The organism is Levilactobacillus enshiensis (assembly GCF_007115095.1).
In the GTDB taxonomy this organism is placed as follows: domain Bacteria; phylum Bacillota; class Bacilli; order Lactobacillales; family Lactobacillaceae; genus Levilactobacillus; species Levilactobacillus enshiensis.
This window is the reverse complement of the sequence record NZ_SULH01000006.1, coordinates 76,927-101,302: the sequence shown is the minus strand read 5'-3', so window position 1 is coordinate 101,302 and position 24,376 is coordinate 76,927. Positions and strand designations below refer to the sequence as shown.

The following is a 24,376-nucleotide window of genomic DNA, read 5'->3' as shown; positions in this document are numbered from 1 at the left end:
ATATGAAACAATTGACGAATATGAATGTACAGGTTGTTAGTGACAAGCAAGCAGGGGGCCAAGCCGGCTTTAAGGTATTTGAGCAAGCCTTAGCCAATGGCGCAAAGGTTTTGGGACTAGCTACGGGGAGCACACCGGTAACCATTTATGAACAATTGGTGGCCAGTGACCTGGACTTCAGTCAATTAACCTCAGTCAACCTAGACGAATACGTTGGGCTGAACGCTGATCATCCACAAAGCTATCGTTACTTTATGCAACAGCACCTGTTCAACGCCAAGCCATTCGCACATTCCTACGTACCGGATGGCACTAATGCGGATGCAGCAGCGGAAACTAAGCGCTACGATGCCATTATTAAAGAGAACCCGATTGACTTGCAACTGTTAGGCTTGGGTCAAAACGGCCACATTGGCTTCAACGAGCCCGGAACTGATCCTAAGTCGACAACGCACAAGGTGGCGTTGACCGACTCGACCATCGCTGCGAACGCACGTTTCTTCGACAATGCCGATGAAGTTCCTCGTTTTGCCTACTCGATGGGGATTGGGTCCATCCTTCAAGCCAAGCAGATTTTGATTGTTGCTTACGGTGAAGCCAAGGCCGCAGCCGTTGCTGCCATGATTCAAGGTCCTATCACGCCAGATGTACCAGCCAGCTATTTGCAGACTCATCCGAACGTGACTGTCATTCTCGACGAGGCAGCCGCTAGCCAATTAGACTAGCTTGAAAAATTAAACAAGTTTCTGCATAAAATTTTCTTTCTCCGAGTTGCCGTGGTATGGTATTCTTGTCCTGAAAGCGATTTTAAGGGGGAACTTGTAAGATGAAACGAACGAAATGGTGGCTTGCGGCCGTCCTCATGTTGGGAGCGGTCACAGGTGGCATCAGTATCACGGACAGCCATGCGGCAACGACGAATCCCCAGGCCTTTATTTCGCAATTAAAGAGTCCGGTCCAGACGGTTGCCAACCAGTATAAGCTGTACCCGTCGGTCATGATGGCTCAGGCGGCGTTAGAGAGTGGTTGGGGGACCAGTGCACTAACGACCCAGGCGAACAATTACTTTGGGATCAAGGGCAGTTACAATGGCCAGTCTGTGACCATGCAGACGGCGGAATACGATGCGAATGGGCAGTTGTATTATACCAATGCTAGTTTTCGGAAATATCCGAATGCCAAGGCCTCAATGACGGATAATGCCACGTTGCTCCGTAACGGAACGAGTTATAATCCGGCCATTTACAGCGGCACTTGGCGCGAGAACGCAGCGACCTATGCGGATGCAGCGAATGCCCTGACCAATACGTATGCGACATCGCCAGTCTATGGTAGCAGTTTAATTTCGTTGATTCAGCAGTACAATTTGAATAGTTTAGATGGCAACTCAAGTAGTTCTAGTTCCAGTTCCAGTTCCAGCTCCAGTGCTAGCAGTAGTTCGTCTAGCAGCTCCAGCACCACCAAACCCGTGGTTTATGACACCGCGAAATACTATGGTGGTGACAGTGGGCAAACGGGACGGCTCAGCAGTAAATATGCGAGCTATCGCCTGTATAACCACATTAAAGGAACTCGGGCGAGTGTGAAGAAGACAGCCTGGACAAAGGTGAGTGCTACGATTGACAAGCCAGTCTATTTGGATATGCGTGGTGTTAAACAGTCGGCAACGTCTGGTAAGAAGACGACGTGGTATCGTATTCGGTTTAGCAGAAGTGCAACCGCGAAGAAGTACTGGGTCTACGACAGTGCGCTGACCTTGCCAACGGTGAAATATAAAAAAGGGGCGGCAACTGTCAAAGTAGACAGTGCGTCCAGTGGCTATTATTATGATCACGTTTATAATTCACCCTACCTGGCCAAGGCTGTGGGACAGTTGACTCAGTTGACTGCCAAGAGCTATGCGGCTGATAATCAAGCGACACGGACACAAGATGGGATTAAGAGTACGTGGTACCGCATCAAGGTCGGCACGAAGAAGTATTGGGTTGCAGCTGGTGAACCGGCTGTGAGTCCCCAGTATGATGCCGTGGCGTATTCGGCGGCCGCTGGCACGAAGAAGCTTAGCAGTAAATTTAGCAAGTTTACGTTGTATAACCACGTCAAGAAGACCCATTTCGACCAGCAGACTTTCAATTGGCCTGCCGGAAGCAAACAGGGAACCAAGGTGACCGTTAATTTACGGGGCATCAAAACGGCGTATAAAACCACGTGGTATCGGATTCAGTTCAGTGGGAACAAGACCAACTACTGGGTCGATGCACGGGCACTTAGTTAGTTAAACAAGTTTTTATCGGGCGAGAGTGGGCCATCAGGCGGTTAGTTTGCGAGCATTAACGTGAGAACAGGGGTTATGCCTGGTCTTGGCATAAGTTTTGTTCTCGGGTTAAGCGCAACAAACTGCCTGGTGGCGCACGTTTCGACACGATAATGGCCAAAAATGAAATCAGCTGTTTCAGAAGAGAATATTCTTCTCTGAAACAGCTGATTTTTGAGTTACGTCCCAGACTCGTTTTTTTGAGCGTTATTGGAAACGGCATGGTGTCTTGTTAACTTTACGGTCAACGGTCGTGGGGGTGGCTAGTCATCGCTTGGTACGGGCCAATTCTAGGTGGCAGGTACGATGGGGGTAAAGAAAAGGCTAAGCTCGACTAGAAAATTCCCACTAGCCCGATTTTTTTGGTATAATACAACAGACTAAGCCCGGTTTGCTGACGGGCCGTATAGGTAACGTTAATAATTGAGTTAGGAAGTTTAATTCATGGATAATTCTTACAAAATTAAGGTTCAAAACGTCACGAAAGAGTATGACCTGTATAAGAGCCAATCCGAAAAGCTCCGGGCCTTCTTTTCGCTACGCAATTCTAAGGTGCCACATTTCTGGTCATTGATGGGCATCTCACTGGAAGTTAAGCCCGGTGAAACGTTGGGCTTGATTGGGGTCAACGGTTCTGGTAAGTCAACGCTCTCTAACATCATTTCTGGAATCATTCCGCAAACGACGGGGGTAGTGGATGTTAAAGGGGATACCTCGATCATTGCCATTGGTGCTGGTTTACGGGGGAATCTGACCGGACTGGAAAATATTCGGTTGAAGGCGTTAATGCAGGGGCTAACTAATCCAGAAATCGATGCATTGATGGACGATATTGTTTCCTTTGCGGATATTGGTGATTTCTTATACCAACCCGTCAAGAGTTACTCCTCAGGGATGAAGTCACGGCTGGGATTCTCCATTGCCGTGCACGTGAACCCAGATATCCTGATTATTGATGAGGCCTTGTCTGTTGGGGATGATACCTTCTACCAAAAGTGTGTGGATAAGATTTCTGAATTTAAGGATGAAGGCAAGACCATCGTCTTTGTCAGTCACTCCTTGAAGCAAGTTGAAATCTTGTGTGATCGGGTTGCCTGGATTCACTATGGGACGTTGAAGGAAATTGGCTTGACCAGTGACGTGGTTAAACACTACCGCGAATTCACAAAGTGGTTCAAAACGCAGACCAAGAAGGAAAAGAAGCATTTCCAACGGCAGATGAAGACCAATCAAAAGTCATTTGATATCGATGCCTACCAAAAACAGGTGGTTGCCGAGCGTCAGGCGGCGGAACCTAATGATGGGAATGTGGCTGCTGAGGTCAAGAAGGACTTCTACGGTTCTGTTATCAGTGAAAAGATGAGCTGGGGGAACCGCATTTTAACCCTCGCAGTGGGTGTTGTATTTGTGCTGTCTTGTCTGGTCAATGTTTCGGGACGCTCATTAAGCGATGTGGTCCAACATCCTGGCAACCTGATTCGCCCGGAAACGGTCTTGCATGACAACAATGCAACGGCGAACGTTAAATAAATTAGAAAATAATGATAAAACAAATAGATTTTTAACATGTGACGTGGTATCTTTAAGTTACCATTTATTTACCCCTTTATTTGATTTCCCAATGAATTGAATAGAGGTTTTATCTCTCATTTGGTGAAGACTAAATGGCGGGGTCGGGAGGCGTGGCTTTCCGGCCTCTTTTATTTGTCCCCCAATTGGGTGGTATAAATGGAATAACGCTGGTGGCTTTCAATTACGGCACGAAAGTTAAATATTTTTGCGTTCCAACACTTCCCCCGTCTGGTGGTGGCAAAACCCATGTAGGAGTAGAGGGTAAGTGGTTAGTAGTCCAACTGATAATCCCAAGTAACAGTCAAAAATAGTAACTATTTTCAGAAACCTATTGACAGCGCTTACAAAAATGGGTATATTATTACCTGTAAGGTATTAATAATTACCTTCTAATCAATTCTCTTTCTCTCTTATGCCGACCACTGCCATTCCCTGGTAGTGGTTTTGTTTTGCCCAAAATCACGGTATACTAGACCTATTGGGCTGACTGGATCAGTGACGGTCAGAAGTGACTGGCAACGAAGATTATGGGGCAGCCAAACATTGTACGGAGGTAAGTTGAAATGAAAAGTCACGAAACGTTTACATTGATCGAAGAAATTACGCGACTGGATGGTAGCAAGTACATGGAGATCAGCAATATGGTTCAAAACGGACGGGCAGAGTTAGCGGTTGAACGAAAATTGATCAAACAAGTCCGGATTCTTCAATTGAACATTGCCCATACGCCCCACGTTCAGGCTTACGAGGACTATGTAAACGAGAATTACGAGATGCCCACTGAGGACTTTACAGAGTTCCAGGAATGGGCGAAACCCGAAGCACAACAAAAAGAAGTCGATGCCATCCTGCATGAAAATCATATTGGGTAGATTTTACTCAGCAGTTCCTTATTTTCTCAGAATCGTACAACATCATTAGCAATAGCAATAAACGTTTTCAAAGCTATTTATCATGTGATTCCTATCAATCAAGCGATAAGTGACTAATCCTTCAAAATTGAATTTGACTATTTATTTGGGAAACGGTTAAAAATCCGTTTCCTTTTTTTAATGATTTAGGCGCTAAATTGTGGTGCTTGATGAGCAATCGTGCTACTATGAAAACGGATTCATAAATATATTTACTAGTTTTTACTTTGGAGGGATTATCGTGAAAAAATCACTGACTGTGATGAGTGCTTTATTGATGTTATCTGGTGTGGGGGCCGGCATCCCTTTGAGTCAAGCTGTAACGCCAACCCAACAGGTTCAAGCGGCTGCTTTGAACCCAGCGAAACTAGCCAACGGCACGTACACCGTTAGTTTCAATATTTTCAAGACGGGAACTACGACCGCTTCTGAGGCGGCTGGGTATTTCAATCCAGAAGCTAAGGTTACCGTAAAGGATCAGCAGGCAACCGTGACCTTAACGGCGACCGCCGCGGCGGCAAACTACATAGACGGGCTCACTTTGGGGAAGCAAACAGCCAAGGTCACTAAAGCTGCAACGGGAAATACGTACACCTTTAGTGACGTCGATCTCACGGCGAACCAAGTACTGGGCTTTAAGTTAACGGTTCCCATGAATGGAAAAGATGTGACCATGCAGGAATCGGCGACGTTAGCCTTTAAGACCGGCACGTTGAAAGCCACGTCTAAGCCAGCAACGACGACCAAAAAGACGACTAAAGCCAAGGCCAAGGTGAAGTTGTCCACCAAGACGGTCAAGAACAAGGCTAAGAAGATCCATGGCACCACGACTAAAGGGGCCAAAGTTACCGTCAAACGCGGGAAGACCACGTTAGGCAAGGTGACGACTAAGAAAGCCGCTTACACGGTCAAGTTGAAGAAGGCCGTTAAGAAGAACTGGAAATTAAAAGTGACGGCAACTAAAGCCGGGTACAAGACTGTTACCAAGACGGTAATCGTCAAGTAAGTGTAAAAATCACTGCCAGAAAAGGTGGTGGTTTTTTACTAAATGCAAGCGGATGTGAAAAAACGACCAGTTAGTCGGGCCTAAAGGAGCAAGTGGCGATTTGTGCGGATAATGACCACCGCCCTTACAGGTCAATCCTGGTATAATTTAAGTAAGCAATTAATTTTATAATTGAACCATGAGTGGCAACCGGCTAAATGACGGTTGCATACATAGTGTTCGGTGTGCCTTAAGTTGGGCATAACTATAACGAATGGGGGAGCAACCATGAACTGGGTTAAACGGTTATTGCAGCTACTAGGAATCATGATAGGGGGGATTTTAGTCGTCAATTGGGGCCAAAGTATGACGGCCAAAGCCGCAGTTAGCGGTAACGGCATCTACCAGGTCCCCGTCAAAATAATTAAGGAAAAAACCAATGCAACATCGGATGCTAATCAGTTTTTTGGCAAGCAGGCGGTGGTCCGCGTTAATGGGAACCACTATACCGTTCTGCTCACTTCCAATGGTGCGCAATACATCAAGTCGATGAAGGTCAATAATCAAACCGTGACGTTGGTCAAGAAGATCGATTCACAGGCCATCTACCAATTTAATTTGACGAAACAGACGAGTCCACTCACAACCGCCTTTCAACTGACCACGCCGGTGGGAGCAATGAACGAAAAAGCTTGCCTGACGCTAGCTTGGTCGGCTGCCGAAAAGTTGAGCAGTCAAACCGCGACGACTGAGCTCTTAAGTCAAGCCACGACGCTAGCGCAAGCGGCCACGACGACTAGCAGTCAATCGGTAGCGACCAGCAGTTCATCAACGTCAGTGAAGCCATCATCGGCAACTAAAACGAGTTCGAGCACCAAGAGTAGTTCCACGGCGGTTACTAAGACAACCGCACAGAACAAGTACTGGAAGTATCAGGTCTTGAAGAGTGATCAGATGAGTCTGTCGGACGCCAATAAGTACTACACCGGCATTGCCCGCGTCACACCGGCTGATGGTGGTTACCGCGTGACCCTCATGGTCAGTTACGCCAAGTCGTTGAAATTAGGCTCGGAGGCCGTGGTGCCGAAGTCGATCGACGGTCAAAAGATTGTGGATAGTCAGGTGACCTACAGTGAAATGGGTAAGAACTATACCATGGTCTATGGGTTCAATATCAAACGAACCAGTGACCTCACGCGTAGTCTGATTCCAGGCAAAATTCACGTGACGGTGCCTATTATGCACATCAATGAGACGTTCCCCGTGCGGTTTCAGTTTGCTGCCAGCGGGTCCAAGACGCAACAACAGGCTGCAGCCGTTGCGGCACTGCCTAAGAAAACAACGACGCAACGAGCAGCTGAGCCAGCGGCGATGGCCACGGCGCGTGACACGCATAAGACCGCTAAGACGGCCAAACAACAATTGCCAGCGACCGGTGAACGTCAATCCTCAGCAGCACTCGTGGGCGTGGTCGGCTTGCTCGCAGGCATTCTGTTGATTCGAGGGGGCCAGCGCCATGTCTAGAGTAATCAAATGGGGCTTAGGTTTGGCATTTCTCATGGTTGTGGGCATCTTACCACTCACAGCCCACGCGCAAGCCATTTCGTATTCGGCGTTGAAATATGGAACGACGCAGACATCGATGGCGAGCGGGTACTTTGTCCGCCCAGCGCAAGTCACCGTGAAAAATCACGCGTACGTGGTCACGATGGATATTAAGACCGCCAAAAAGTTAACGAATTGGCCGGTTAAGGTGTTGTCGGTCAACGGCGGCGCACCAGAAAATGTCCGCAAGACCAAAGACAGTGCTGGTAATTCCCATTTATACTATTCGTTTACCACGACCGATTTGAAGCACGATATCAACGCCAAACTCTACATTGACGTGCCCAAGGTCTACAAGGCAACACATAACATTTCGTTTAAATTTAAAACGCAGGGGCTACCGGCACTAATGACCCCCAAGACGACCAAAACGGCTACTAGTCACAAGTCACAGGCGGTCAAACAACCAGCCCGTGCGACCGTTACCAAGCAGACACCTGCGGCTAAGAAGTCGTCGCATGCGGTGCAACCCGCATCGACTAAGCAGCCCACGGCGAAGGCTAAGCGTAATAGCAGTCGCGTAAGTCGGCACAGTCAGTCAGCACCAACAGCATCATCATCGTCAACCAAAACCCAGGCAACCAGTGCGGCGGACCAAGTCCCCAAACAAAAGATACATTGGGGTGGCCTAATTGGTGGTGCAATTGCCATTGTGGTTCTTGTCGGTGGTGGTAGTTGGTGGTACTTCGGTCGGCACTAGGGGGTGGCATCATGAAAGATCCGAGAAAAGTGGGACTCATCTCCCTGGCAGTTTTGATCGTGATTGGTCTGATTGGTGGTGGCATTGCCTGGCAACGTCAGCACGCCCAACGTCATCAGCCACGAATCGTCGCAACGACCTATGCTATCGTTCAGATTGCCGACAAGCTGAATCTACCTTTAGTGGGGGTACCCACGACCAGTAATCCCTTGCCCCAGAGTTATCGGAAGTTGGCGAAGGTGGGCAATCCCATGAATCCTAGTGTGGAAAAAATTGCGGCGCTAAAGCCCACGGCCGTTTATTCCGTCACGACACTTGATGATCAGTTTGGTAAGGCATTTAAGGCCCAGCACGTGACGCCACACTTCCTTGACCTGACGAGTGTGGCCCACCTTGAGCAGACCCTGACGCAACTGGGGAAGCGGTATAATCGACAGACTGCGGCACGGCAACAGGTACGGGAGATCGATCAAGCGAAGCAACGGGCCAAAAAACGGTCCCAGAATCGGCAAAAACCGCGGGTCTTGGTCCTGATGGGCCTTCCGGGGGCCAGTTACATGATTGCGACCAATCATGCTTATGTGGGTGATCTGGTCCATTTGGCAGGTGGTCAGAATGTCTTTACTAGTCAGACCCAGGAGTATATGGAACCGAACGATGAAGCGATCCAGAAGGCTAACCCGCAAGTCATCTTACGACTGGAACATGCGATGCCAGCCATGGTAACGAAGCAATTTAATCAAGAATTCAAGCAAAATACCATGTGGTCACGAACGTCAGCGGTCAAGCACCACCGCGTCTATGATCTCCAAGAACCGACCTTTGACGCGACCGCTAATATGCACGTTGTGACGGCGCTGAATCAGGTCAGTCGGTGGCTGTATCCGAAGGGGGCGGCTGCATGAAGCAACACGCCAGTTGGTGGTACGGTGGGGTCATAATCCTCTTGCTGGTGACCATCGTGATTGCACTTATGGCCGGGACGGTATGGCTGGGGCCACGGCAACTAAGCATCGCCCTTAGCGACCCTGGCAGCCAGGCCTTCGTCACGGTCTTTTCGTTACGGGTACCACGAATATTGAGTAGCCTGGTGTGCGGCGGGAGTTTGGCCGTGGCTGGGGCACTGTTTCAGGCTGTCTTTCGGAACCCGATTGCCGATCCCAGCATCTTGGGCATCAGCTCGGCGGCGGATTTCTTCAAATTGGGCGGGGCCATGCTCTTGCCTTGGCTGCCTGGTCGTGCGTGGGTAATGGCACTGCTGGGCGGTTTCATTGCCCTGGTTATTTTGACTAGTGGCCGTGCGCTGGCCGACCCCTACCGCTTGATCATTGTGGGGGTCGCCCTGGATGCGACCTTTGTGGGCTTGCAACGGTTGCTCAGCAGCGGTGCAACCCAGGTCAGTCACAGTACGTTCAATGGTCTCACGTGGGCGGATGCCACGACGCTTCTGATTCTAGGCGTCATTGGCTTAGTCGCAGCGTTGTTAGTGGCGCCCTGGGCAAACTATTTAAAGCTGACAGATGCGGCGCTAAAAAATGTTGGGGTACCGGTCAAGGTGATTCGCTGGAGTCTGCTGTTGCTGGGGATGTACCTGGCAACCAGCGTGACGGCGGTCGTTGGCGCAATCCCGTTTGTCGGTATTGTGGTCCCCAATGTGGCTCGGCGGTTAGTGGGCCACGACTATCAATCGGTGATTCCGTTTAGCATGCTGGCCGGGGCTTGGCTCATGTTGGCAGCGGATACGCTGGGACGCACAGTGATTGTTCCCAGTGAAATCTCGGCGGCAACCATGATGGCCGTTATCGGGGGCCCATTTGTCATTATTCTCTTACAACGGGGGCGGGGACGACATGGATTGTCAACACGTTAGTTATCAGTACCCGCACCAAAATACGGGTATCACGGATGTCACGGGGACGTTTCCACCAGGTCAAGTGACGACCATCATCGGTCCAAACGGCGCAGGCAAGTCAACGCTGTTAAAGCTGTTGGCCCACCAACTCGTTGCGGCCAGTGGGCAGATCACACTAGCGGGGAAATCGGTGGACCAGTACACAGCTAAAGCATTTGCCCAACAGGTTGCCATGGTGACCCAGCACCATCAGCTATACGATGACATGACGGTCAGTGAGGTCGTTCAGACGGGACGCTTGCCCTATCACGGCTTGCTACAGGCAATTTCGCCAAATGAGGTGGTCCCATTTCTCAAAGTAACGGGTCTGACGCAGTTAGCAGCCACCCACGTGCAAGACCTCTCGGGTGGGCAGCAACAACGAGTCTGGCTGGCTGCAGCATTAGCACAAGAGCCAACGGTTTTGCTGCTGGACGAACCCACAACGTATCTCGATGTGCACTATCAGCAAGACCTGATGCGCCAGCTCCGCCAACTGGCAGCTACGGGCATCACCGTGATTCAGGTGCTCCACGACATCAATCAGGCGTTCCGGTTCAGCGACTGGCTCTGGCTCATCAAACAGGGTCGGTTGATAGCGCAAGGTCAACCAGAAGATCTACGACAAGCAGACCTGCTGGCTGACGCATTCCAAACGCCGATTGAAATCGTGGACGTCCCGCGATTGGGGCCTTACATTGTACAGATTCCAGAGGCGTAGAGCGATGAACAACCACCAGCTTACATTGCGTTCTCAGGTGATACTGAGACTAACTTAATGGTATGAATGCTGATCATTATGGGGATGGACCCTGAATTTCAGCATTCAACCTTTAAATCGAAATACAAAAGGAGTTGTTTTCAACCGTTAAGGGCTGAAACAACTCCTTTTTTGTAAGAATCTAAAGGCTGTAAATTTAAAAACATCTGCCTACCTTGGTAGATCCAATTGCTGAAATATTGGCAACATAGTGTTAAATTACCGCCTTACCGTTCGCCAAATTTTGCTCATTCACGGCTACGCAACTGGTAGGCCAAAACTATGGTTAAATACTGTCATACCAACGATTGATTACATCGTTATCAGGGTAATCAGCTAACGTAACCGGAGGAGGTCAGAGATGTAGCCAGCCGGAGGACCGTTTCTCAGGCCGCAGGCGGTCCCCACAGCCGGCGGAATCTCTGACAGCCGCAGGTGATCGTTTTAGACTAATTTAATGTTCGACAACCGGAAACTATTCCGGATGACTCTTGATCTCGTTGATGCGGTCAAAGAGGATACCATCTCGCAAGCCAGCATTAGAAAAGGTGATTTGTTGTGAATCCAGGAGCCGCATGAGCAGGGCAACTGGAATTAGGCCGCCGATGATAATGTCAGCGCGATCCTTAGATAAACCGGGCACCTTTTTTCGACCAGCTAAGTCGAGTCCTAACAGTTGCGTTAGTGTGGCGTAAACGTCAGTGGCCGTGAGTTTGTAGCCGTGAACGTCTTCAAAGTTGAGAAAGTTTTTCTTGCGGCGGTTGATCTTGGCCAGCGTCCGGTTGGCGCCACCTAACCCAATGACGGGCAGGTTGGCAGCTTCCCTGAGCCACCAGACATCGTTCAAGACATTGTTGACGAAGGTCATGGCAGAGAATAGGGAATCGGCTTGAATGCGGTCGCTTTCCAGGTAGGCCTGTGAGAGGGTCACAGATCCTAACGGAATGGAGACGACCTGCTTCATTTGACGGTTTTGCACTAGAATCAATTCGGATGATGCCCCGCCGGTATCGACCAACAGGCCGTTGACGATTGGGAGGGTGTTAACCACGCCCAGATAGTCGTAGCGGGCTTCATTAGCGCCAGAGATGACGGTGAGCGTCAAGCCGGTTTCTTCTTTGACCTGTTTCAAAAACTGTTTCTGGTTGCTGGCTTGGCGAACCGCAGCCGTAGCTACAGCCTTGATTTGCTTGTGCTCAAGCTGGTCATAGATGGTTTTAAAGTCGGCCAATGCGGCCAACGTTCGGTCGATGGCAGTGGGTTGGAGGAGTTGTTCATCCCCCATGTTCTCTGACAACCGGACATAGCGTTTGACTTGGTTAACGGTTTTGTAGTTGCCGGCATCGTCGATCTCGCTGATGGTCATTCGGACCGAGTTCGATCCCAGATCAATGACGACTAAGTTTTCCATATTATTCAGGACTCCGATCAATAGGGGATTTTGGTTGGTTCTTGGGACTCAACATCGGTTTAAACTGCCGGGGGGCGTTGGTCGCTGTCGCATGATGGGTGGTGGCAGCCTTGATCCGGGCTGTAGCTTGCGCCATAAAGTCTTCCTGTGCATCCAATGGTTCTAGACCCCGCCGGTCAACACGGGTGTAGGTCCGGTCGGCTAGCAGGACCCGTGTCTTGACGTTATCATGCCAGAGCGTGGCAAAAATATCAAAGACTGCTTGGCGTAAGTCGGACTGTAAAATTGGGAAGAGCAGCTCGACCCGGCGGTTAAGGTTCCGCGTCATGAGGTCGGCACTGGATAAGTAAACTTGCGGGTCGCCAGCATTGGCGAAGCCGTAGATTCGGCTATGTTCAAGGTACCGGCCAACAATGGAGTGAACTTCGATATTTTCACTGATTTCGGGAATACCCACGTTTAGGCAGCAGATTCCCCGCACGAGTAGTTTGACGTGAACCCCCGCGTGGGAGGCCTCGTAGAGCTTGGCAATCATGGCCGAATCAGACAGGGAATTCATCTTCATTTCAATCCAAGCGGGCTGGTTCGCCTTGGCATTGACGATCTCTTGGTCGATCTTCGCCGTGATGAAGTCCCGAATGCCATCTGGCGACATGTGCAACTGGTGGAAGTATGGCGGCTCCGAGTAGCCCGACAGCATATTGAAAATGTTGGAGGCGTCGATCCCCATATCGGTGTTGGTGGTCATTAGGCCGAGGTCGGTGTAGAAATGGGCAGTGACATCGTTGTAGTTCCCAGTCCCCATGTGCATGTAGCGCCGAATGCCGTCCGGTTCTCGCCGGACAATCAAGGTCAGCTTACAGTGCGTCTTCAATCCAATCAGCCCATAGATGACGTGGCAGCCCATTTTTTCTAGTTGCTGGGCCCAGTGAACGTTGTTTTCTTCATCGAAACGCGCCTTAACTTCGACCAACACGGTGACTTGCTTGCCATTTTGCGCGGCATTTCCTAAGTACTTAATAATCGGGGAGTTCGCGGAGACCCGGTATAAGGTCATCTTAATGGCTAGAACGCCATCGTCACAGGCGGCTTGGCGAATCAGTTCGGTCACGGCCGCGAAAGTGTCATAGGGGTGGTGAACCAAGACGTCGTGTTGGCGAATGGTCTTGAAGACGTCATCATCGGGCTGGAGACCAGGTGTCCGGGCAGCGGTGAACTTGGGGTAACTCTCATCGGCATGACCGTCGATCTGCTTGGTCAGTTTACTGAGAAAAGTCAGGTCGATGGGGCCACCAATCTCGTAGACAGCATATTCGGGAACTTTGATCGATGAGGTCAAGCGCTCTCGTAGTGATTGACTGATCCCGGCTTCGACTTCCAGTCGGACGGCACCACCGTGTTCCCGTTTCTTCAGTTGCTGTTCGACTTCCTTCAGCAGGTCGGACGTGTCCTCTTCGGCAACGTCTAAATCCATGTCCCGGATGACCCGGTAGTTAGCCGCTTCCTTGACTTGATAGCCGATAAAGAGGTTGCCGATAAAGGTCTTGATGATATCCTCCAGCATAATGAAATCGTTATCGGCACCGGGGAGGTTAACGGTCCGGGGGAAAATCTCAGGGACCTGAACGGTGGCAAACCGTTTGTCCTTCTTGTCACCATTCTTGTAGAGCCGCAACGCAATGTTCAACGTATTGTTGCCGATGAATGGAAATGGTCGCGAACTATCGACGGCCATGGGTGTGAGGGCCGGTGAAATCTCATCGTTAAAGTATTTTTCAATGAATTTGTACTGTTGCGGTGTTAACTCGCGAGGCGTGAGAACGTGGATGTTCAGGTTAGCCAACAACGGCAGCAGCATCCGGTTGAGCGTCGAGTATTGCTTAACGACTTGGTCGTGGGCCTTCGCGTTAACGGCTAGCAGCTGCGCTTCGGCAGTCATTCCGGAGGCATCCGGCTTGGGGTAATTAACAGCGGCCAACTTGGAGAGTGAGGCCACGCGGACCATGAAGAATTCGTCGACGTTACTTTGGGTGATTCCTAGGAAACGGACCCGTTCAAGCAGGGGAATGGTTTTGTCCCGGGCTTCCTCCAAAACGCGGTCGTTGAAGTCGAGCCAGCTGAGTTCCCGGTTGGTGTAGTATTTAGGTTTTGTATAGTCCAATGTCATTTGTGTAACCTCCTTTGTTTCAATACGGGTTGGAGCCCGAAGACGTCAGTGAAAAATTGAGCTTTATAGTTAAACGCCCAGCGAATCAATGACAGTTCGTCGTCGCTGAAGACGGTGATGATGACCTTGTTGGTGCGCACGGAGACGGAGATCTTCTGGATGGTCTGTTGATGGGCGTCATCCAGGGCGTCTGCTAGCCGTAAGATAGCGGATAGTTTGGCAACCGTCAGGCGTTTTTCAGGATCTAGCAACCGGAAGTGGGCCAGATCTTCAGCGGGCGTTCGGGTGCTGTGGTAGCGAGAAACGGCCGCGATGATCTGCGTTTCCTCGGCGGACAGCCCCAACATTTCGGATTGCTTTAGCACGTAATCGGAGTGCAAATAGTGTTCGTGGGTGTCGATGAAGCCACCGATATCGTGGACGATGGCAGCGACTTGTAGTAATAGTCGGTCACGCGAGGTCAGGTGGTGTAACGTGCGTAATTGATCAAATAAATGCAAGGAAAATTTGCGAACCAAGGCCATGTGATGCGGTTCAACGCGGTAACGGTGGGCGAGATCATCGGCAGCCGCTAGAATTTGGTTCTCAAAGTGATACTTGTGGTAGCCGGCTTCAATGGCCTGGTTGGTGGTTAGCCCATCGAGTACGTTGAGGTTGACCAGATGGAGCTTGTCCGCGTGAACCACGGTCAGCAGCTTTTGAATCAATAAGACTTCTGGTAAGACCAGTTCAACGTTCTCCTCGGTCAGATGTAGGCGTTCCATTAAGTACTGATCCGAGGCCCCGGCCACTTCGTTTGTAAACTTAGTAAATTGTTTGCGTGACAAGGTGTGACTGATCTGGTCATTGGGAATAAAATAATTATTTATGGGAGCGGCCCCAATGAGAATCACTTGATTGGAAGAGGTCCGCAGGTCATGGGGCAAGAAGCGATAGAAGTCGTCGACCTTACTATTGATGTAGTCGTCGAGGACATCGACCGGATTGGGTGCGGTGGCCCGCAGATTTTGGAGGACTTCCTTGATCCGGATGGGGCCAAGCTTCATGTTGTGTGAAGCAACCAGGTTGCCATTGCCAAAGAAGGACAAGGTCGTGCTCCCGGAGTTCAGCCCAATAATGGCGGCGTGATCCTGAACGAGGTCAGCGTAGTTGGTGAGGTTCAAGGCAATCGCCTCATTACGGACGAAGGATTCTTCTCCTAAAGAGAGCCACTCGATGTGTAAACCGGTGCGAACAAAGAGTTGATCGCGAATAAACTCGGCGTTGGGTGCCGTGGAGAGGGCTTGTGAGCCCCAGATCCGGTAGTTGGTCACACCGTCGTCCTTGATGACCTGGAGAAACCCACGAAGGGCCTCGACAGCATCAGCAACGGTTTCAAAATCGATTTCTTCATGGTTGTAAATATTTTCCCCAATGGCAACGGTCGATTTTACCCGTTCAATTTGGGTTCCTGTTTTCAGATTAACAATCGATAATTCCATGCTAGAGACATTTACTAGGATGGCGCCAAAATAATCATCAGCCATAAACTCATCTACTTTCCCTAATATTTTTAGTCGGTAAAGACTTGATTATCCATAATCACCCGTTCCAAGTGCTTTTCAGTCCGCTGATTTTCCGGCGGAAGGGCCATGTAGTCGCCATACATACGCGTCAAAATGATAGCATATGTCGCGGGAACCTGAACCGTTAGATGCTCAAAAGGAACGGGGGTTAGGTCGCTTAGCTCCGCAACGGGAAAGACCTCTTTCATGTAGCCATATTGTGATGCGAGATTCTTAACCTGCAGGAGTGAGGTGTCGTCTTGATATTGCGTCATGACCGCATCGCGTTCGGTCTTCAACGCAGCCGTCTCGGCGAGCTGTTCCGGTGACAGTGGACTTTGCAGTTTACGTAAGGGATTATCGACCAAATGGTAGCGTAGCTGGAAGAGAATGCGGGTGTTCAGCAGTTGAAACTTGGCCATTTGTTCCCGTTGCAGACTGGTATCTAGTGGGATGCGGTCCAACGGGAAAATGTCGATAAAGATACCTTTACGGGCATTGTTGACGTTGTTTTTTTCTTCAATATAAGTGTTGCGGTCGAGTAACTTGGCATAGCTGAGGCCGTAATTTTCGTCGCTAGTGGGCGTTTGTAAGAAATAGTGGGTATCGGCCAGTAACTGGGGTGCCTGGGCTAGCAGACGGTCATAATCGGTCCGTAGTAGGCCCACATCGACATCGTCATCCCAGGGAATAAATCCCTGATGGCGAATTGCGCCCAGTAGCGAGCCTCCCATGAGAAAGTAAGGGAGGTCGAGTTGGTGACAAAGCTGAATGAATTGGGCGAGATTGCCCAGTTCGACTTGATGAATGCGATCGATTAAACGCGGCATAGGTGAGTCCTTTCCTGAAACGCTAATTGAGTGGGTAATGGCTGACGTGAACGACCTGATGATGGGTGTCCTTGAAGGTGATAGTCACAGGTTGGGTCGTCTTGGGTTCAAATGTCGCCAGACCCGTGACGGTTTTACCAGCCTTGACGGGCATCACGGTCCGGTTCAATTTATTATTGTCCGTGGTCTGACTGGTGGTGAAGGCCAGGTTGCCGGTGCCCAACTTCTTGCCGTTCTGGGTGGCACTAACGGCGGCCTGCCAGATGTCGGCGGGAATGATCTCCTTGGCCTGATGGTTGGTCACCGTATAATAGAGGACAAACAAGTTTCGATTGGCCGTGGCGCTGGCAGTCACCTTTTCCCCGGTCAGCTTGAACGTGACGTGATTAATGGTGAATTGTTGCTGACTAAAGGTGGCAGTCTTCGCCTGCGATGAGCTGCTAGCGCTGACTTTTTTGGATGAGGTTGCTTGGCTGGAACTAGAATTAGAGCTGGAACTGGAACGTTGAGCGGTGGTCGATGCGGATTGCCGATGACTGCCCGTTTCCGGTTCTTGTTGACTGGGTGACCCGCAACCTGCTAGCAATAGGAGCAGGCTCCCCAAAGCGGCGATATTTTTAACGTGTGACATGACTACTTTCCCCCTTGGAAATTTGTGTGATTAAGCGCTGTCATCTGGAAGCAAATCAAATAGAACACTCGGAACTTCGGTATCCGTGGGAACCACCTGTAGCTTGCGGAATGGCCTTAGGGTTCGGTTTGAAACTGACCCTGCCATGCCAGATAGTTAAGAATTTCCAATATTTGCTTAATATCCGGCGCAGATGACAGCAGATGAATGGCAGTTGGTCTAGTAATCGGGTACTATTACGGATGGGCAGCTAAGCTGAGGTTTATTTGTAGCTAAATTCACTATAAGGGTTGTTCACTAACGATCAGCGACTTGGTCAAATGACCACGTTTTCGAATTGAATAACTGACAGGCTGACAAGGTTAAACTAATGCTGTCATAGGACTACAATGTAAGTTATGTGGTCGCTAGATACCGGTTTACCAGTTTTGTACCTGATCACCCATTGCCTAGTCACCATTCAGACAACGCAAGTCGCTCACTAGGCGAACTAAACCCGGCCATAGCGCTACTTATAGTTTAACATAGGTTGGTCCAGACCACTGGGGAAACGCTAGGAAAAAGGCTGGTATTTAGTAAGCGTAAATGCTAAGATAAAAATCGTATTTTGAGAAATGTAGGTGGGATAGTATGGCTGAACGAGAAGAATCATTACTAGACGCTTTTATTGACGTCTACATGAGTTCACTCAAATATCTGGACGAGTTTGTTTCTGAGCCCGCTAAGGAGTTTCATCTTTCGTTCGAGCAGTATTTGATTTTGCGTGATATTACGCAGAATAAAGACGTGACGCTAATGGACATTGCTAGTAAACGGCAAGTTACGCGTAGCGCCATTTCGCGGCAGATCAAAGTGTTGTTGAAGCAGGGATATCTGCGGCAGCAACCTGATGAGAATGATCGGCGGCGGCTTTACCTGTTGGCGACACCCGCAGGCGCTAAGGCGGAGCGCGTCATTCGGCAGCGCATCAATAGTCGCTTTCAGGGATGGGTCGACGTTTATGGCGATGACCGGGCCCACGAAATTTTGAACTTCATCCGGGAGTTCAGCCAGATTACCCGCATGAAGAAATAGGTTACGGCTACAGAGAGCCCAGCGGACTAGCGTTGGGGAAAAAGGAGATTGAAGTCAATGAGCAAAAAGCGCATGAGTGACGAAGAGGCCAAGCGCTGGCGCAAGATTGTCTTCATGGACGATGGTCACGATGACAAACGGTCGCCACGAAAATCGCGGTCGTTCGTGTATGGGGAACCAACACAGCGGTCATTGTGGGAACGCGTAAAGGACCGGTTGAACCGGCGTTAAATGAAGAGGGCCACACGATCCCATTGCGGGAAGTGTGGCCCTTTTTGCGTGCCGAACGCTTAACCCGCATCGACAGCGGTGACTGGCGTAAACTCCTGGACGAGCTTAACCTGAACGTTATCACTACCATGCAATAACTTGGCAACCGGGCAACGCCGTTCAGCCAGATCGACCATGGCAGTTGCCGTTTCCAGATCGACACCGGGAATTTTGACCTCAGCTGTCAGATAGAATTGAAAACCGCGGCGGTCCCGGGCCATTTCTACAATGGTATGGACTTGTGAAGTATGTGGGAGTTCCCGCTTCTTCTCGATAGCTTCAAGGGTGGCGTTAAGGCAAGTACTCAGCGCCAGACCGATAAACTGTTCGGGATTAGCGCCAGGCACATCTTCAAGTGGGTGACTCGTCAGCACGTCTAGCCCACCGGGAACATAGGAGTGGCTCTCAAGCCCGTCGTCATTGTTAGCGACGGTGCGGTAGAGGGGCGGGAATTTTTCACGATCAATTGCCATCAGCGTCAGCTTCTTTCTTAATGATTTAACTTAAGACTACGCCGGTTAGCTGAAAAAAACAATGAATTCGGCAGAAAATGTAAGGGCTTTCCGATAGGGTAAACCAATGACCGTTTATTCATTAAACAGTTGTGCCAAACTAAGGTTTAGCATTGTGACAAACGGTTGCACTTACCAGGTATACCAATTTCGATTTGTCCGATTATTTTATTAATAAATAGGCACAATTAATCCGGACAAATATCAATGATTTCACCGGTACTGAGGTTAAAGGGTTTATGTAAATATTTTGTAATAAATGACTTATAGGGGTAGACCGCTTAGCGGAATATGCTTATAATGTAGGGGACAAGCAGTAGAACACTGGCGAAGCGTATTTGGGGGGAGCCATATGTTAACAGAAAAGCTGTCGGAAGAAAAAAAGAAGTTTCAAATGATTACTTGGCGGGCCAAGCAACACGGTGCCCAAGTGGTTGAGCGGGATCTGATGCGACAGTTCACCGCCACCATTGCTGAGCAGGAAGCCATTATGGCTGCTGCGAAACGCCGTGAAGTCGCGCCGGTTGGTTAAGCTACTGGCGTTACTGAAGGCCGTTTGACTGAGTTAGAACCGTCCCATGGTAAGCTTATGAGGTTACAAAGGGGGGCGACAACAGTGAAGCATCCAGCAGTGTATTATGTCTATTACCTCGGTGGTGTGGCCTTTTTAGGTGTGATGGTTGATGTGATCTATCACATGGTCAGCCTCTGGATAGTGGCAAGTAGTTATTAGCCAAACAACATGGGACAAAAAGTGGTCAACGTTCATTGACAGCTTTTTGTCCCATGTTTTGATTATCGGTATTTGGCGTCTAAAACAGAGTGGGACATAAGGCGGTTAGTTTCGACACCATAAGGGCAAAAAACTGATTTGTGATTTTTGTCTCAGGCCCGCTTTGTGTAAATTTTGGCAATAAAAAAGCTAGTTACGTAAGGACGCAACCAGCAGAATAGAAGTATGTGTACGGCTTCAACGGTGTTAATAATGGCTAAATGTCAATTAACTCCTCCAACGATTGAAGACCCGTGGCAGGCTCTCACCTGAATATGTAAGTTCATTATAACGTGGCGAGCCGGGTCTGTAAACCACAAAATTAAAGATTCGGTTAAACTAACTGAGTTAGTAAAACGAGAAACGTCACTAATGCCGGCATTCCCTGGAACCAAAAAATCTGCTTTTTTACGGTCAAACTGCCGAAAATTGCGACAACAATCACAAATAAAAGAAGTAATGCCGTCATAACGAGCTGATTATGACCAGAGAGAAATAGGGGCGTCAACCCGAGGGTGAGGCCGAGCATGCCGTTGTAGATGCCCATATTGGCGAGCGCAGCTTTGGCTTGCGGTTGTTTAATAAAACTTAGTGGCATGCCAAATAGCTCAGCTTGCTTGGTGGGGGTGCCCCAGATTTCGATGCCCATGATGCCCAGATGCTCAATTGCGACGAAATAGATTAAGATGGTTAAAATTATAGTCATGATAATTGCCTTCCCTTTATAAAATCTAGTATAGTAGAGTAAAGAATCGTTGGATAAGCGGTTGAGACTAGAAATGTTTCTTACTTTAAGCTAATTTTTAGTTTGGCGTGTAGAATAGTTAAGTGAGGATATTTACGTCAGGGGAGCTTGGGTCATTCGCGGGGAGAATGGCGTCATGACAGACCTTATGAAATTTTGAATGGAGGAATTACCCATGAGACTCCTAGACTTAAGTGGACAACAATTCGGCAGACTGACGGTTATTCGACGAGATGGCACCGCGAAGAATGGTAACGCAACGTGGCTGTGTAAGTGTAGCTGTGGTAATTTAGTTACAGTGGATAGTTATCGGCTGCGTCACGGAATCACGGTGAGCTGTGGCTGTTACCGGCGTGACATTAGTAAGGCTCGGTTGACCAAGGATCCACGGACCCGGAAGCAGATTGGCAATGCGACCAATTTGCCATTAGTGAATGGCTCTAACGTTGCAGCCTTAACTAAGATTAGCTCCCGCAACATTTCAGGCGTTATCGGCGTTAGCTTTGATAAGCGCTCTGGCAAGTGGGCCGCACGTCTATTCTACCATGGTCGTTACATCTTAAACCAGACGTTTACAGAATTTTACGATGCTGTTGCTGCGCGTAAGGAAGCGGAACAAAAATTGGCAAAGCAAAACGAGTTAAACTTAAAGGCCTCGGCTGAAGGCTAAATTCAGCGGATTCACCAGCAAAGTAATAGAAGCCAAGTGAGTCGGTCCTGTTGGGGGCCGACTTTTTTGGTGGTTACAGGTTTGGCCCCTCGTTCCAAAGTCCGAATCAATTGTGTTTTAGCCCCGCTGTGTTATAGTCGAGCTGAAATTTAACCATCACGTCGATAGTGAGAATATTTTGGAGAGGGGAATGGGGACCCATGTTCAATCAAACGCGACACCAAAAGGTTGTTTTGGTCGGGGATGGCGCTGTTGGGTCATCGTATGCGTTGCTGATGTTGCAGCAGCCAGTGATGGATGAACTGGTGATTGTGGATATTGCAGAGAAACACTGTGTCGGGGATAGTTTGGATCTGGAGGACACGCAACTGTGGTCAACGCCTAAAACGGTACGACCGGGGACTTATGCGGATGCCCGTGATGCTGACCTCGTTGTCATCACGGCGGGTGTTCCCCGACAACCTGGTGAGACCCGGTTGGATTTGGTGAATAAGAACTTGAAAATTTTGCGGTCGATCGTCACACCCATCGTGGCCAGCGGATTTGCCGGGATCTTCCTAGTTGCGGCCAATCCTGTTGATATTTTGACGGCTGCCACACAGCGATTGTCAGGATTTCCCCCAGCTAGAGTGATTGGAACGGGAACGTCCCTCGATACGGCCCGTTTCAAAGTGGCATTAGCGAAACGCCTCCAAGTGGCGCCACAACAACTGGAGGTCAATGTGATTGGTGAACATGGGGATACTGAGTTTGCGGCGCTCTGTGCGGGAAGGCTGGGGGGACGACCACTGTTAGAGATTGCGCAGCAGCGGGGCATTACGAATCAAGAATTGATGGATATAGAAGCAGCGGCGCGCACTAAAGGTGGCAAAATTATTGGCTTGAAGGGAGCGACCTTTTATGGCGTTGCGACGTGTTTGGCCCGTATCAGCCGGGCCATTCTGGCTAATGAGAATGCGGTGTTACCAGTGGGCGCTTACCTTGATGGGCAGTATCATCAGCATGGCCTGTATTTGGGAACACCGGCAGTCATTAATGCGAATGGCATTGATCACATTTTGGAACTCCCGTTGAGCCCTGAGGAACAAGAAAAGATGGCCCATTCCGCCGGCGCCGTGCAATCGGTGCTGTCGGCTGCATTTGCGAGTTAACGGCGATATAGCTTAAATAATTGAAACACGAAAGGAGTTGTCAGCGTTAAGGCAGCTCCTTTCGTGTTGTCGAATTTATATTGGGAAAATAGGGAGTGATGCTATACCAGAATAATTACCAAATAGTCTGGGGATGGTTCAATTATTAATTTAAGCTGCCTGGCTAAGGGTTGGAAAATGCAAGCTTCGCCCCATGACTGGCAGGTTAATTAGCTCAGCGGGGGAACCTAATTTTTGGCAACCGGTTCCGCCAGCCCCTTTACGGCAAAACACGGTAGGATGAGCAACAGGAACGGTTAAATGCCCAGAGAGACCTTTGACCAAACGCGATTGGCAACTGATATTGGCATAGGCGCGTAAGGGGGAAGTCACATGGCATCATTAGCGAATATTAAGTATCGCAAATTCTTTTGGCCACTGCTGGTGGGGCTCGTTATCTGGTTAGCGGTACCCGTTAAGCCAGTTGGTGTTTCGCTAGCAGCTTGGCATATTTTGGCGATTTTTGTGGCGACGATTATTGGGTGCATCACGCAACCACTACCGATTGCTGGTGTCGCCTTAGTTGGTTTTACGGTGACGGTCTTATTCGGCGTTGTTCCCATGGATGTGGCCGTTGAAGGTTTTGGCAACAAGACCGTTTGGCTAATTGTGATGGCGTACTGTTTATCGCGGGGCTTTATAAAAACGGGGTTTGGTCGCCGAGTCGCCTTGATCTTCGTTCGATTATTTGGCAAGAAGACACTGGGCCTGGCCTATTCATTAATGGGTGTCGACCTGCTGACGGCTGCGGCGACACCTAGTAATACGGCCCGGGCTGGTGGGATTGTCTATCCGATTATTGACTCGCTGGCGGCGACTTTTGGGTCGACGCCTAAGGAGGGAACGGAACGCAAAATTGGCTCCTTCCTAACCTTCACTGCGTTTCAGGCAAACGTGATTACGTCGGGGATGTTTATGACGGCCATGGCCCCGAACCTGTTGGCGGTTTCGTTGGCTAAAGCAGATCACGTCACGCTGACTTGGATGGGCTGGTTTTTAGCGGGAATCGTTCCCGGCGTCATCAGCTTGATTGCTGTACCGTTCTTAATTTACAAAATGTACCCACCGGAGATTAAAGATACGCCTAATGCCAAGCCATGGGCGGAAGCGGAACTGGCTAAAATGGGGCCGATGAGCCGCGCCGAGAAAATCATGTGCGCCGTCTTCGCACTAGCGCTGATACTCTGGATCGCATCCAGTTTTATTGGCATGGATGCCACGCTGGTTGCTTTTCTGGCCGTCACCATTCTGGTGGTCTGCGGGGTGCTGACGGTCGACGATATTTTAAATGAAAAGGGTGCTTGGAGCACGCTGATTTGGTTTTCCATTTTAATCTTTATGGCGACCGAGTTAAATAAACTGGGTTTTATTCCCTGGTTATCCAAAACGCTGGGTGGCAGTCTTCATGGGATCAATTGGATCTTCGTATTAGCAATTCTGCTGCTATTTTATTTCTACTCCCACTACCTGTTTGCGAGTGGCACCGCTCACGTGAGCGCCATGTATGCGGCGCTACTAGGAGTCGCAATTTCTGCGGGGGTGCCCCCGACCTTGGCGGCAATGTTACTCGCAACTTGTGGGGCGCTGTTTAGTTCCACGACGCACTACGCCAGTGGACCAGCCACGATTTTATTTGGAACGGGTTATGTGAAACAAAATGACTGGTGGCGGATGAACGCCATTCTTGGGGTGTTCTACATTCTTGTGTGGTTTGGCATTGGGTCGTTGTGGTTAAAGATGATCGGCATGTGGTAATGCGATTCAGTGACGAAGAGAAGTCCGTGGGAAACTAGCGGGACTTCTTTTTTGCTGTGGGCCGGAA

23 protein-coding genes are annotated in these 24,376 nt (G+C 49.6%); 16 read left to right on the top strand and 7 right to left on the bottom strand.

Translation table 11 applies throughout. The annotated features are described in order from the left end of the window. The first annotated feature begins 20 nt into the window (after window positions 1-20). The 10 genes from FAY32_RS07715 to FAY32_RS07670 all read left to right on the top strand — a co-directional run bounded on the left by FAY32_RS07715 (window position 21) and on the right by FAY32_RS07670 (window position 10,699). Entirely contained in the window at window positions 21-725 is a 705-nt protein-coding gene (locus tag FAY32_RS07715) for a glucosamine-6-phosphate deaminase (protein ID WP_191988164.1), read from the top strand. A 101-nt stretch (window positions 726-826) separates the two neighbouring features. Then, the gene (locus FAY32_RS07710) at window positions 827-2,275 is read left to right on the top strand and encodes a glucosaminidase domain-containing protein (protein ID WP_143462868.1); all 1,449 of its coding nucleotides are present in this window, start codon (window positions 827-829) and stop codon (window positions 2,273-2,275) included. 483 nt (window positions 2,276-2,758) lie between these two features. Then, the gene (locus tag FAY32_RS07705) at window positions 2,759-3,844 is read left to right on the top strand and encodes an ABC transporter ATP-binding protein (RefSeq protein ID WP_143462867.1); all 1,086 of its coding nucleotides are present in this window, start codon (window positions 2,759-2,761) and stop codon (window positions 3,842-3,844) included. Between the two features lie 605 nt (window positions 3,845-4,449). Continuing rightward, window positions 4,450-4,758 carry a hypothetical protein gene (locus FAY32_RS07700; protein WP_143462866.1) on the top strand — a complete coding sequence of 103 codons (309 nt, stop codon included), beginning with the start codon at window positions 4,450-4,452 and terminating at the stop codon, window positions 4,756-4,758. Between the two features lie 280 nt (window positions 4,759-5,038). Further along, complete coding sequence (locus tag FAY32_RS07695) at window positions 5,039-5,803, top strand: NEAT domain-containing protein (RefSeq protein ID WP_143462865.1); 765 nt, start codon at window positions 5,039-5,041, stop codon at window positions 5,801-5,803. 267 nt (window positions 5,804-6,070) lie between these two features. Then, window positions 6,071-7,306, top strand: coding sequence for an NEAT domain-containing protein (locus FAY32_RS07690; protein WP_143462864.1), 1,236 nt, complete (start codon window positions 6,071-6,073; stop codon window positions 7,304-7,306). Next, a complete protein-coding gene (locus tag FAY32_RS07685) occupies window positions 7,299-8,087 on the top strand; it encodes an NEAT domain-containing protein (RefSeq protein WP_143462863.1) in 789 nt (262 codons plus the stop codon). The genes FAY32_RS07690 and FAY32_RS07685 overlap by 8 nt, the downstream gene beginning before the upstream one ends. Window positions 8,088-8,098: 11 nt before the next feature. Then, the gene (gene isdE, locus FAY32_RS07680) at window positions 8,099-8,992 is read left to right on the top strand and encodes a heme ABC transporter substrate-binding protein IsdE (protein WP_143462862.1); all 894 of its coding nucleotides are present in this window, start codon (window positions 8,099-8,101) and stop codon (window positions 8,990-8,992) included. Continuing rightward, window positions 8,989-9,957 (top strand): iron ABC transporter permease, encoded by a 969-nt coding sequence (locus tag FAY32_RS07675; protein ID WP_143462861.1) that lies wholly within the window; start codon window positions 8,989-8,991, stop codon window positions 9,955-9,957. Before isdE ends, FAY32_RS07675 begins: the two co-directional genes overlap by 4 nt. Further along, window positions 9,938-10,699: an ABC transporter ATP-binding protein gene (locus FAY32_RS07670; RefSeq protein ID WP_143462860.1), complete on the top strand. Its 762-nt coding sequence runs from the start codon at window positions 9,938-9,940 to the stop codon at window positions 10,697-10,699. The genes FAY32_RS07675 and FAY32_RS07670 overlap by 20 nt, the downstream gene beginning before the upstream one ends. A gap of 514 nt (window positions 10,700-11,213) precedes the next feature. Here FAY32_RS07670 and ppx read toward each other — a convergent pair. From ppx to FAY32_RS07645, 5 genes are read right to left on the bottom strand one after another with little or no spacing between them, the layout of a single operon-like run. Beyond that, entirely contained in the window at window positions 11,214-12,149 is a 936-nt protein-coding gene (gene ppx, locus FAY32_RS07665; protein ID WP_143462859.1) for an exopolyphosphatase, read from the bottom strand. A gap of 1 nt (window position 12,150) precedes the next feature. Next, on the bottom strand, window positions 12,151-14,310 hold the full coding sequence (locus FAY32_RS07660) for an RNA degradosome polyphosphate kinase (protein WP_263862547.1): 2,160 nt from the start codon (window positions 14,308-14,310) through the stop codon (window positions 12,151-12,153). A gap of 2 nt (window positions 14,311-14,312) precedes the next feature. Continuing rightward, complete coding sequence (locus FAY32_RS07655; protein WP_143462857.1) at window positions 14,313-15,842, bottom strand: Ppx/GppA phosphatase family protein; 1,530 nt, start codon at window positions 15,840-15,842, stop codon at window positions 14,313-14,315. Window positions 15,843-15,868: 26 nt separating this feature from the next. Next, window positions 15,869-16,690 carry a LicD family protein gene (locus FAY32_RS07650; protein ID WP_143462856.1) on the bottom strand — a complete coding sequence of 274 codons (822 nt, stop codon included), beginning with the start codon at window positions 16,688-16,690 and terminating at the stop codon, window positions 15,869-15,871. A 22-nt stretch (window positions 16,691-16,712) separates the two neighbouring features. Next, a complete protein-coding gene (locus FAY32_RS07645; RefSeq protein ID WP_143462855.1) occupies window positions 16,713-17,321 on the bottom strand; it encodes a DUF5067 domain-containing protein in 609 nt (202 codons plus the stop codon). A 630-nt stretch (window positions 17,322-17,951) separates the two neighbouring features. Here FAY32_RS07645 and FAY32_RS07640 point away from each other — a divergent pair. Further along, a complete protein-coding gene (locus FAY32_RS07640) occupies window positions 17,952-18,395 on the top strand; it encodes a MarR family winged helix-turn-helix transcriptional regulator (protein WP_143462854.1) in 444 nt (147 codons plus the stop codon). A gap of 57 nt (window positions 18,396-18,452) precedes the next feature. Then, window positions 18,453-18,626, top strand: a complete 174-nt coding sequence (locus tag FAY32_RS14800) for a hypothetical protein (protein WP_191988161.1) — start codon at window positions 18,453-18,455, stop codon at window positions 18,624-18,626. A 59-nt stretch (window positions 18,627-18,685) separates the two neighbouring features. Here FAY32_RS14800 and FAY32_RS07635 read toward each other — a convergent pair whose 3' ends face one another. Next, the gene (locus FAY32_RS07635) at window positions 18,686-19,138 is read right to left on the bottom strand and encodes an OsmC family protein (protein ID WP_143462853.1); all 453 of its coding nucleotides are present in this window, start codon (window positions 19,136-19,138) and stop codon (window positions 18,686-18,688) included. Window positions 19,139-19,529: 391 nt separating this feature from the next. Between FAY32_RS07635 and FAY32_RS07630 the strand changes: the two genes are divergently transcribed. Continuing rightward, window positions 19,530-19,709 carry a hypothetical protein gene (locus FAY32_RS07630; RefSeq protein WP_143462852.1) on the top strand — a complete coding sequence of 60 codons (180 nt, stop codon included), beginning with the start codon at window positions 19,530-19,532 and terminating at the stop codon, window positions 19,707-19,709. Window positions 19,710-20,283: 574 nt separating this feature from the next. Here FAY32_RS07630 and FAY32_RS07625 read toward each other — a convergent pair. Further along, window positions 20,284-20,655 (bottom strand): DUF1304 domain-containing protein, encoded by a 372-nt coding sequence (locus FAY32_RS07625; protein ID WP_143462851.1) that lies wholly within the window; start codon window positions 20,653-20,655, stop codon window positions 20,284-20,286. Between the two features lie 214 nt (window positions 20,656-20,869). On the opposite strand from FAY32_RS07625, the gene FAY32_RS07620 reads away from it, so the two are divergent. The 3 genes from FAY32_RS07620 to FAY32_RS07610 all read left to right on the top strand — a co-directional run bounded on the left by FAY32_RS07620 (window position 20,870) and on the right by FAY32_RS07610 (window position 24,309). Then, entirely contained in the window at window positions 20,870-21,364 is a 495-nt protein-coding gene (locus FAY32_RS07620) for an alcohol dehydrogenase (RefSeq protein ID WP_143462850.1), read from the top strand. Between the two features lie 200 nt (window positions 21,365-21,564). After that, complete coding sequence (locus FAY32_RS07615) at window positions 21,565-22,515, top strand: L-lactate dehydrogenase (protein WP_143462849.1); 951 nt, start codon at window positions 21,565-21,567, stop codon at window positions 22,513-22,515. A gap of 372 nt (window positions 22,516-22,887) precedes the next feature. Beyond that, window positions 22,888-24,309, top strand: coding sequence for an anion permease (locus FAY32_RS07610; protein WP_143462848.1), 1,422 nt, complete (start codon window positions 22,888-22,890; stop codon window positions 24,307-24,309). Window positions 24,310-24,376 lie beyond the last annotated feature (67 nt).

What these genes read in the sequence shown, in the direction of transcription:
- FAY32_RS07700 (WP_143462866.1), top strand. Translation starts at nt 4,450, where the DNA reads ATGAAAAGTCACGAAACGTTTACATTGATCGAAGAAATTACGCGACTG.
- FAY32_RS07630 (WP_143462852.1), top strand. Translation starts at nt 19,530, where the DNA reads ATGTTAACAGAAAAGCTGTCGGAAGAAAAAAAGAAGTTTCAAATGATT.
- FAY32_RS07645 (WP_143462855.1), bottom strand. Translation starts at nt 17,321, where the DNA reads ATGTCACACGTTAAAAATATCGCCGCTTTGGGGAGCCTGCTCCTATTG.
- FAY32_RS07675 (WP_143462861.1), top strand. Translation starts at nt 8,989, where the DNA reads ATGAAGCAACACGCCAGTTGGTGGTACGGTGGGGTCATAATCCTCTTG.
- FAY32_RS07670 (WP_143462860.1), top strand. Translation starts at nt 9,938, where the DNA reads ATGGATTGTCAACACGTTAGTTATCAGTACCCGCACCAAAATACGGGT.
- FAY32_RS07715 (WP_191988164.1), top strand. Translation starts at nt 21, where the DNA reads ATGAATGTACAGGTTGTTAGTGACAAGCAAGCAGGGGGCCAAGCCGGC.
- FAY32_RS07690 (WP_143462864.1), top strand. Translation starts at nt 6,071, where the DNA reads ATGAACTGGGTTAAACGGTTATTGCAGCTACTAGGAATCATGATAGGG.
- FAY32_RS07685 (WP_143462863.1), top strand. Translation starts at nt 7,299, where the DNA reads ATGTCTAGAGTAATCAAATGGGGCTTAGGTTTGGCATTTCTCATGGTT.
- FAY32_RS14800 (WP_191988161.1), top strand. Translation starts at nt 18,453, where the DNA reads ATGAGCAAAAAGCGCATGAGTGACGAAGAGGCCAAGCGCTGGCGCAAG.
- ppx (WP_143462859.1), bottom strand. Translation starts at nt 12,149, where the DNA reads ATGGAAAACTTAGTCGTCATTGATCTGGGATCGAACTCGGTCCGAATG.
- FAY32_RS07635 (WP_143462853.1), bottom strand. Translation starts at nt 19,138, where the DNA reads ATGGCAATTGATCGTGAAAAATTCCCGCCCCTCTACCGCACCGTCGCT.
- FAY32_RS07640 (WP_143462854.1), top strand. Translation starts at nt 17,952, where the DNA reads ATGGCTGAACGAGAAGAATCATTACTAGACGCTTTTATTGACGTCTAC.
- FAY32_RS07650 (WP_143462856.1), bottom strand. Translation starts at nt 16,690, where the DNA reads ATGCCGCGTTTAATCGATCGCATTCATCAAGTCGAACTGGGCAATCTC.
- FAY32_RS07620 (WP_143462850.1), top strand. Translation starts at nt 20,870, where the DNA reads ATGAGACTCCTAGACTTAAGTGGACAACAATTCGGCAGACTGACGGTT.
- FAY32_RS07705 (WP_143462867.1), top strand. Translation starts at nt 2,759, where the DNA reads ATGGATAATTCTTACAAAATTAAGGTTCAAAACGTCACGAAAGAGTAT.
- FAY32_RS07625 (WP_143462851.1), bottom strand. Translation starts at nt 20,655, where the DNA reads ATGACTATAATTTTAACCATCTTAATCTATTTCGTCGCAATTGAGCAT.
- FAY32_RS07655 (WP_143462857.1), bottom strand. Translation starts at nt 15,842, where the DNA reads ATGGCTGATGATTATTTTGGCGCCATCCTAGTAAATGTCTCTAGCATG.
- FAY32_RS07610 (WP_143462848.1), top strand. Translation starts at nt 22,888, where the DNA reads ATGGCATCATTAGCGAATATTAAGTATCGCAAATTCTTTTGGCCACTG.
- isdE (WP_143462862.1), top strand. Translation starts at nt 8,099, where the DNA reads ATGAAAGATCCGAGAAAAGTGGGACTCATCTCCCTGGCAGTTTTGATC.
- FAY32_RS07615 (WP_143462849.1), top strand. Translation starts at nt 21,565, where the DNA reads ATGTTCAATCAAACGCGACACCAAAAGGTTGTTTTGGTCGGGGATGGC.
- FAY32_RS07710 (WP_143462868.1), top strand. Translation starts at nt 827, where the DNA reads ATGAAACGAACGAAATGGTGGCTTGCGGCCGTCCTCATGTTGGGAGCG.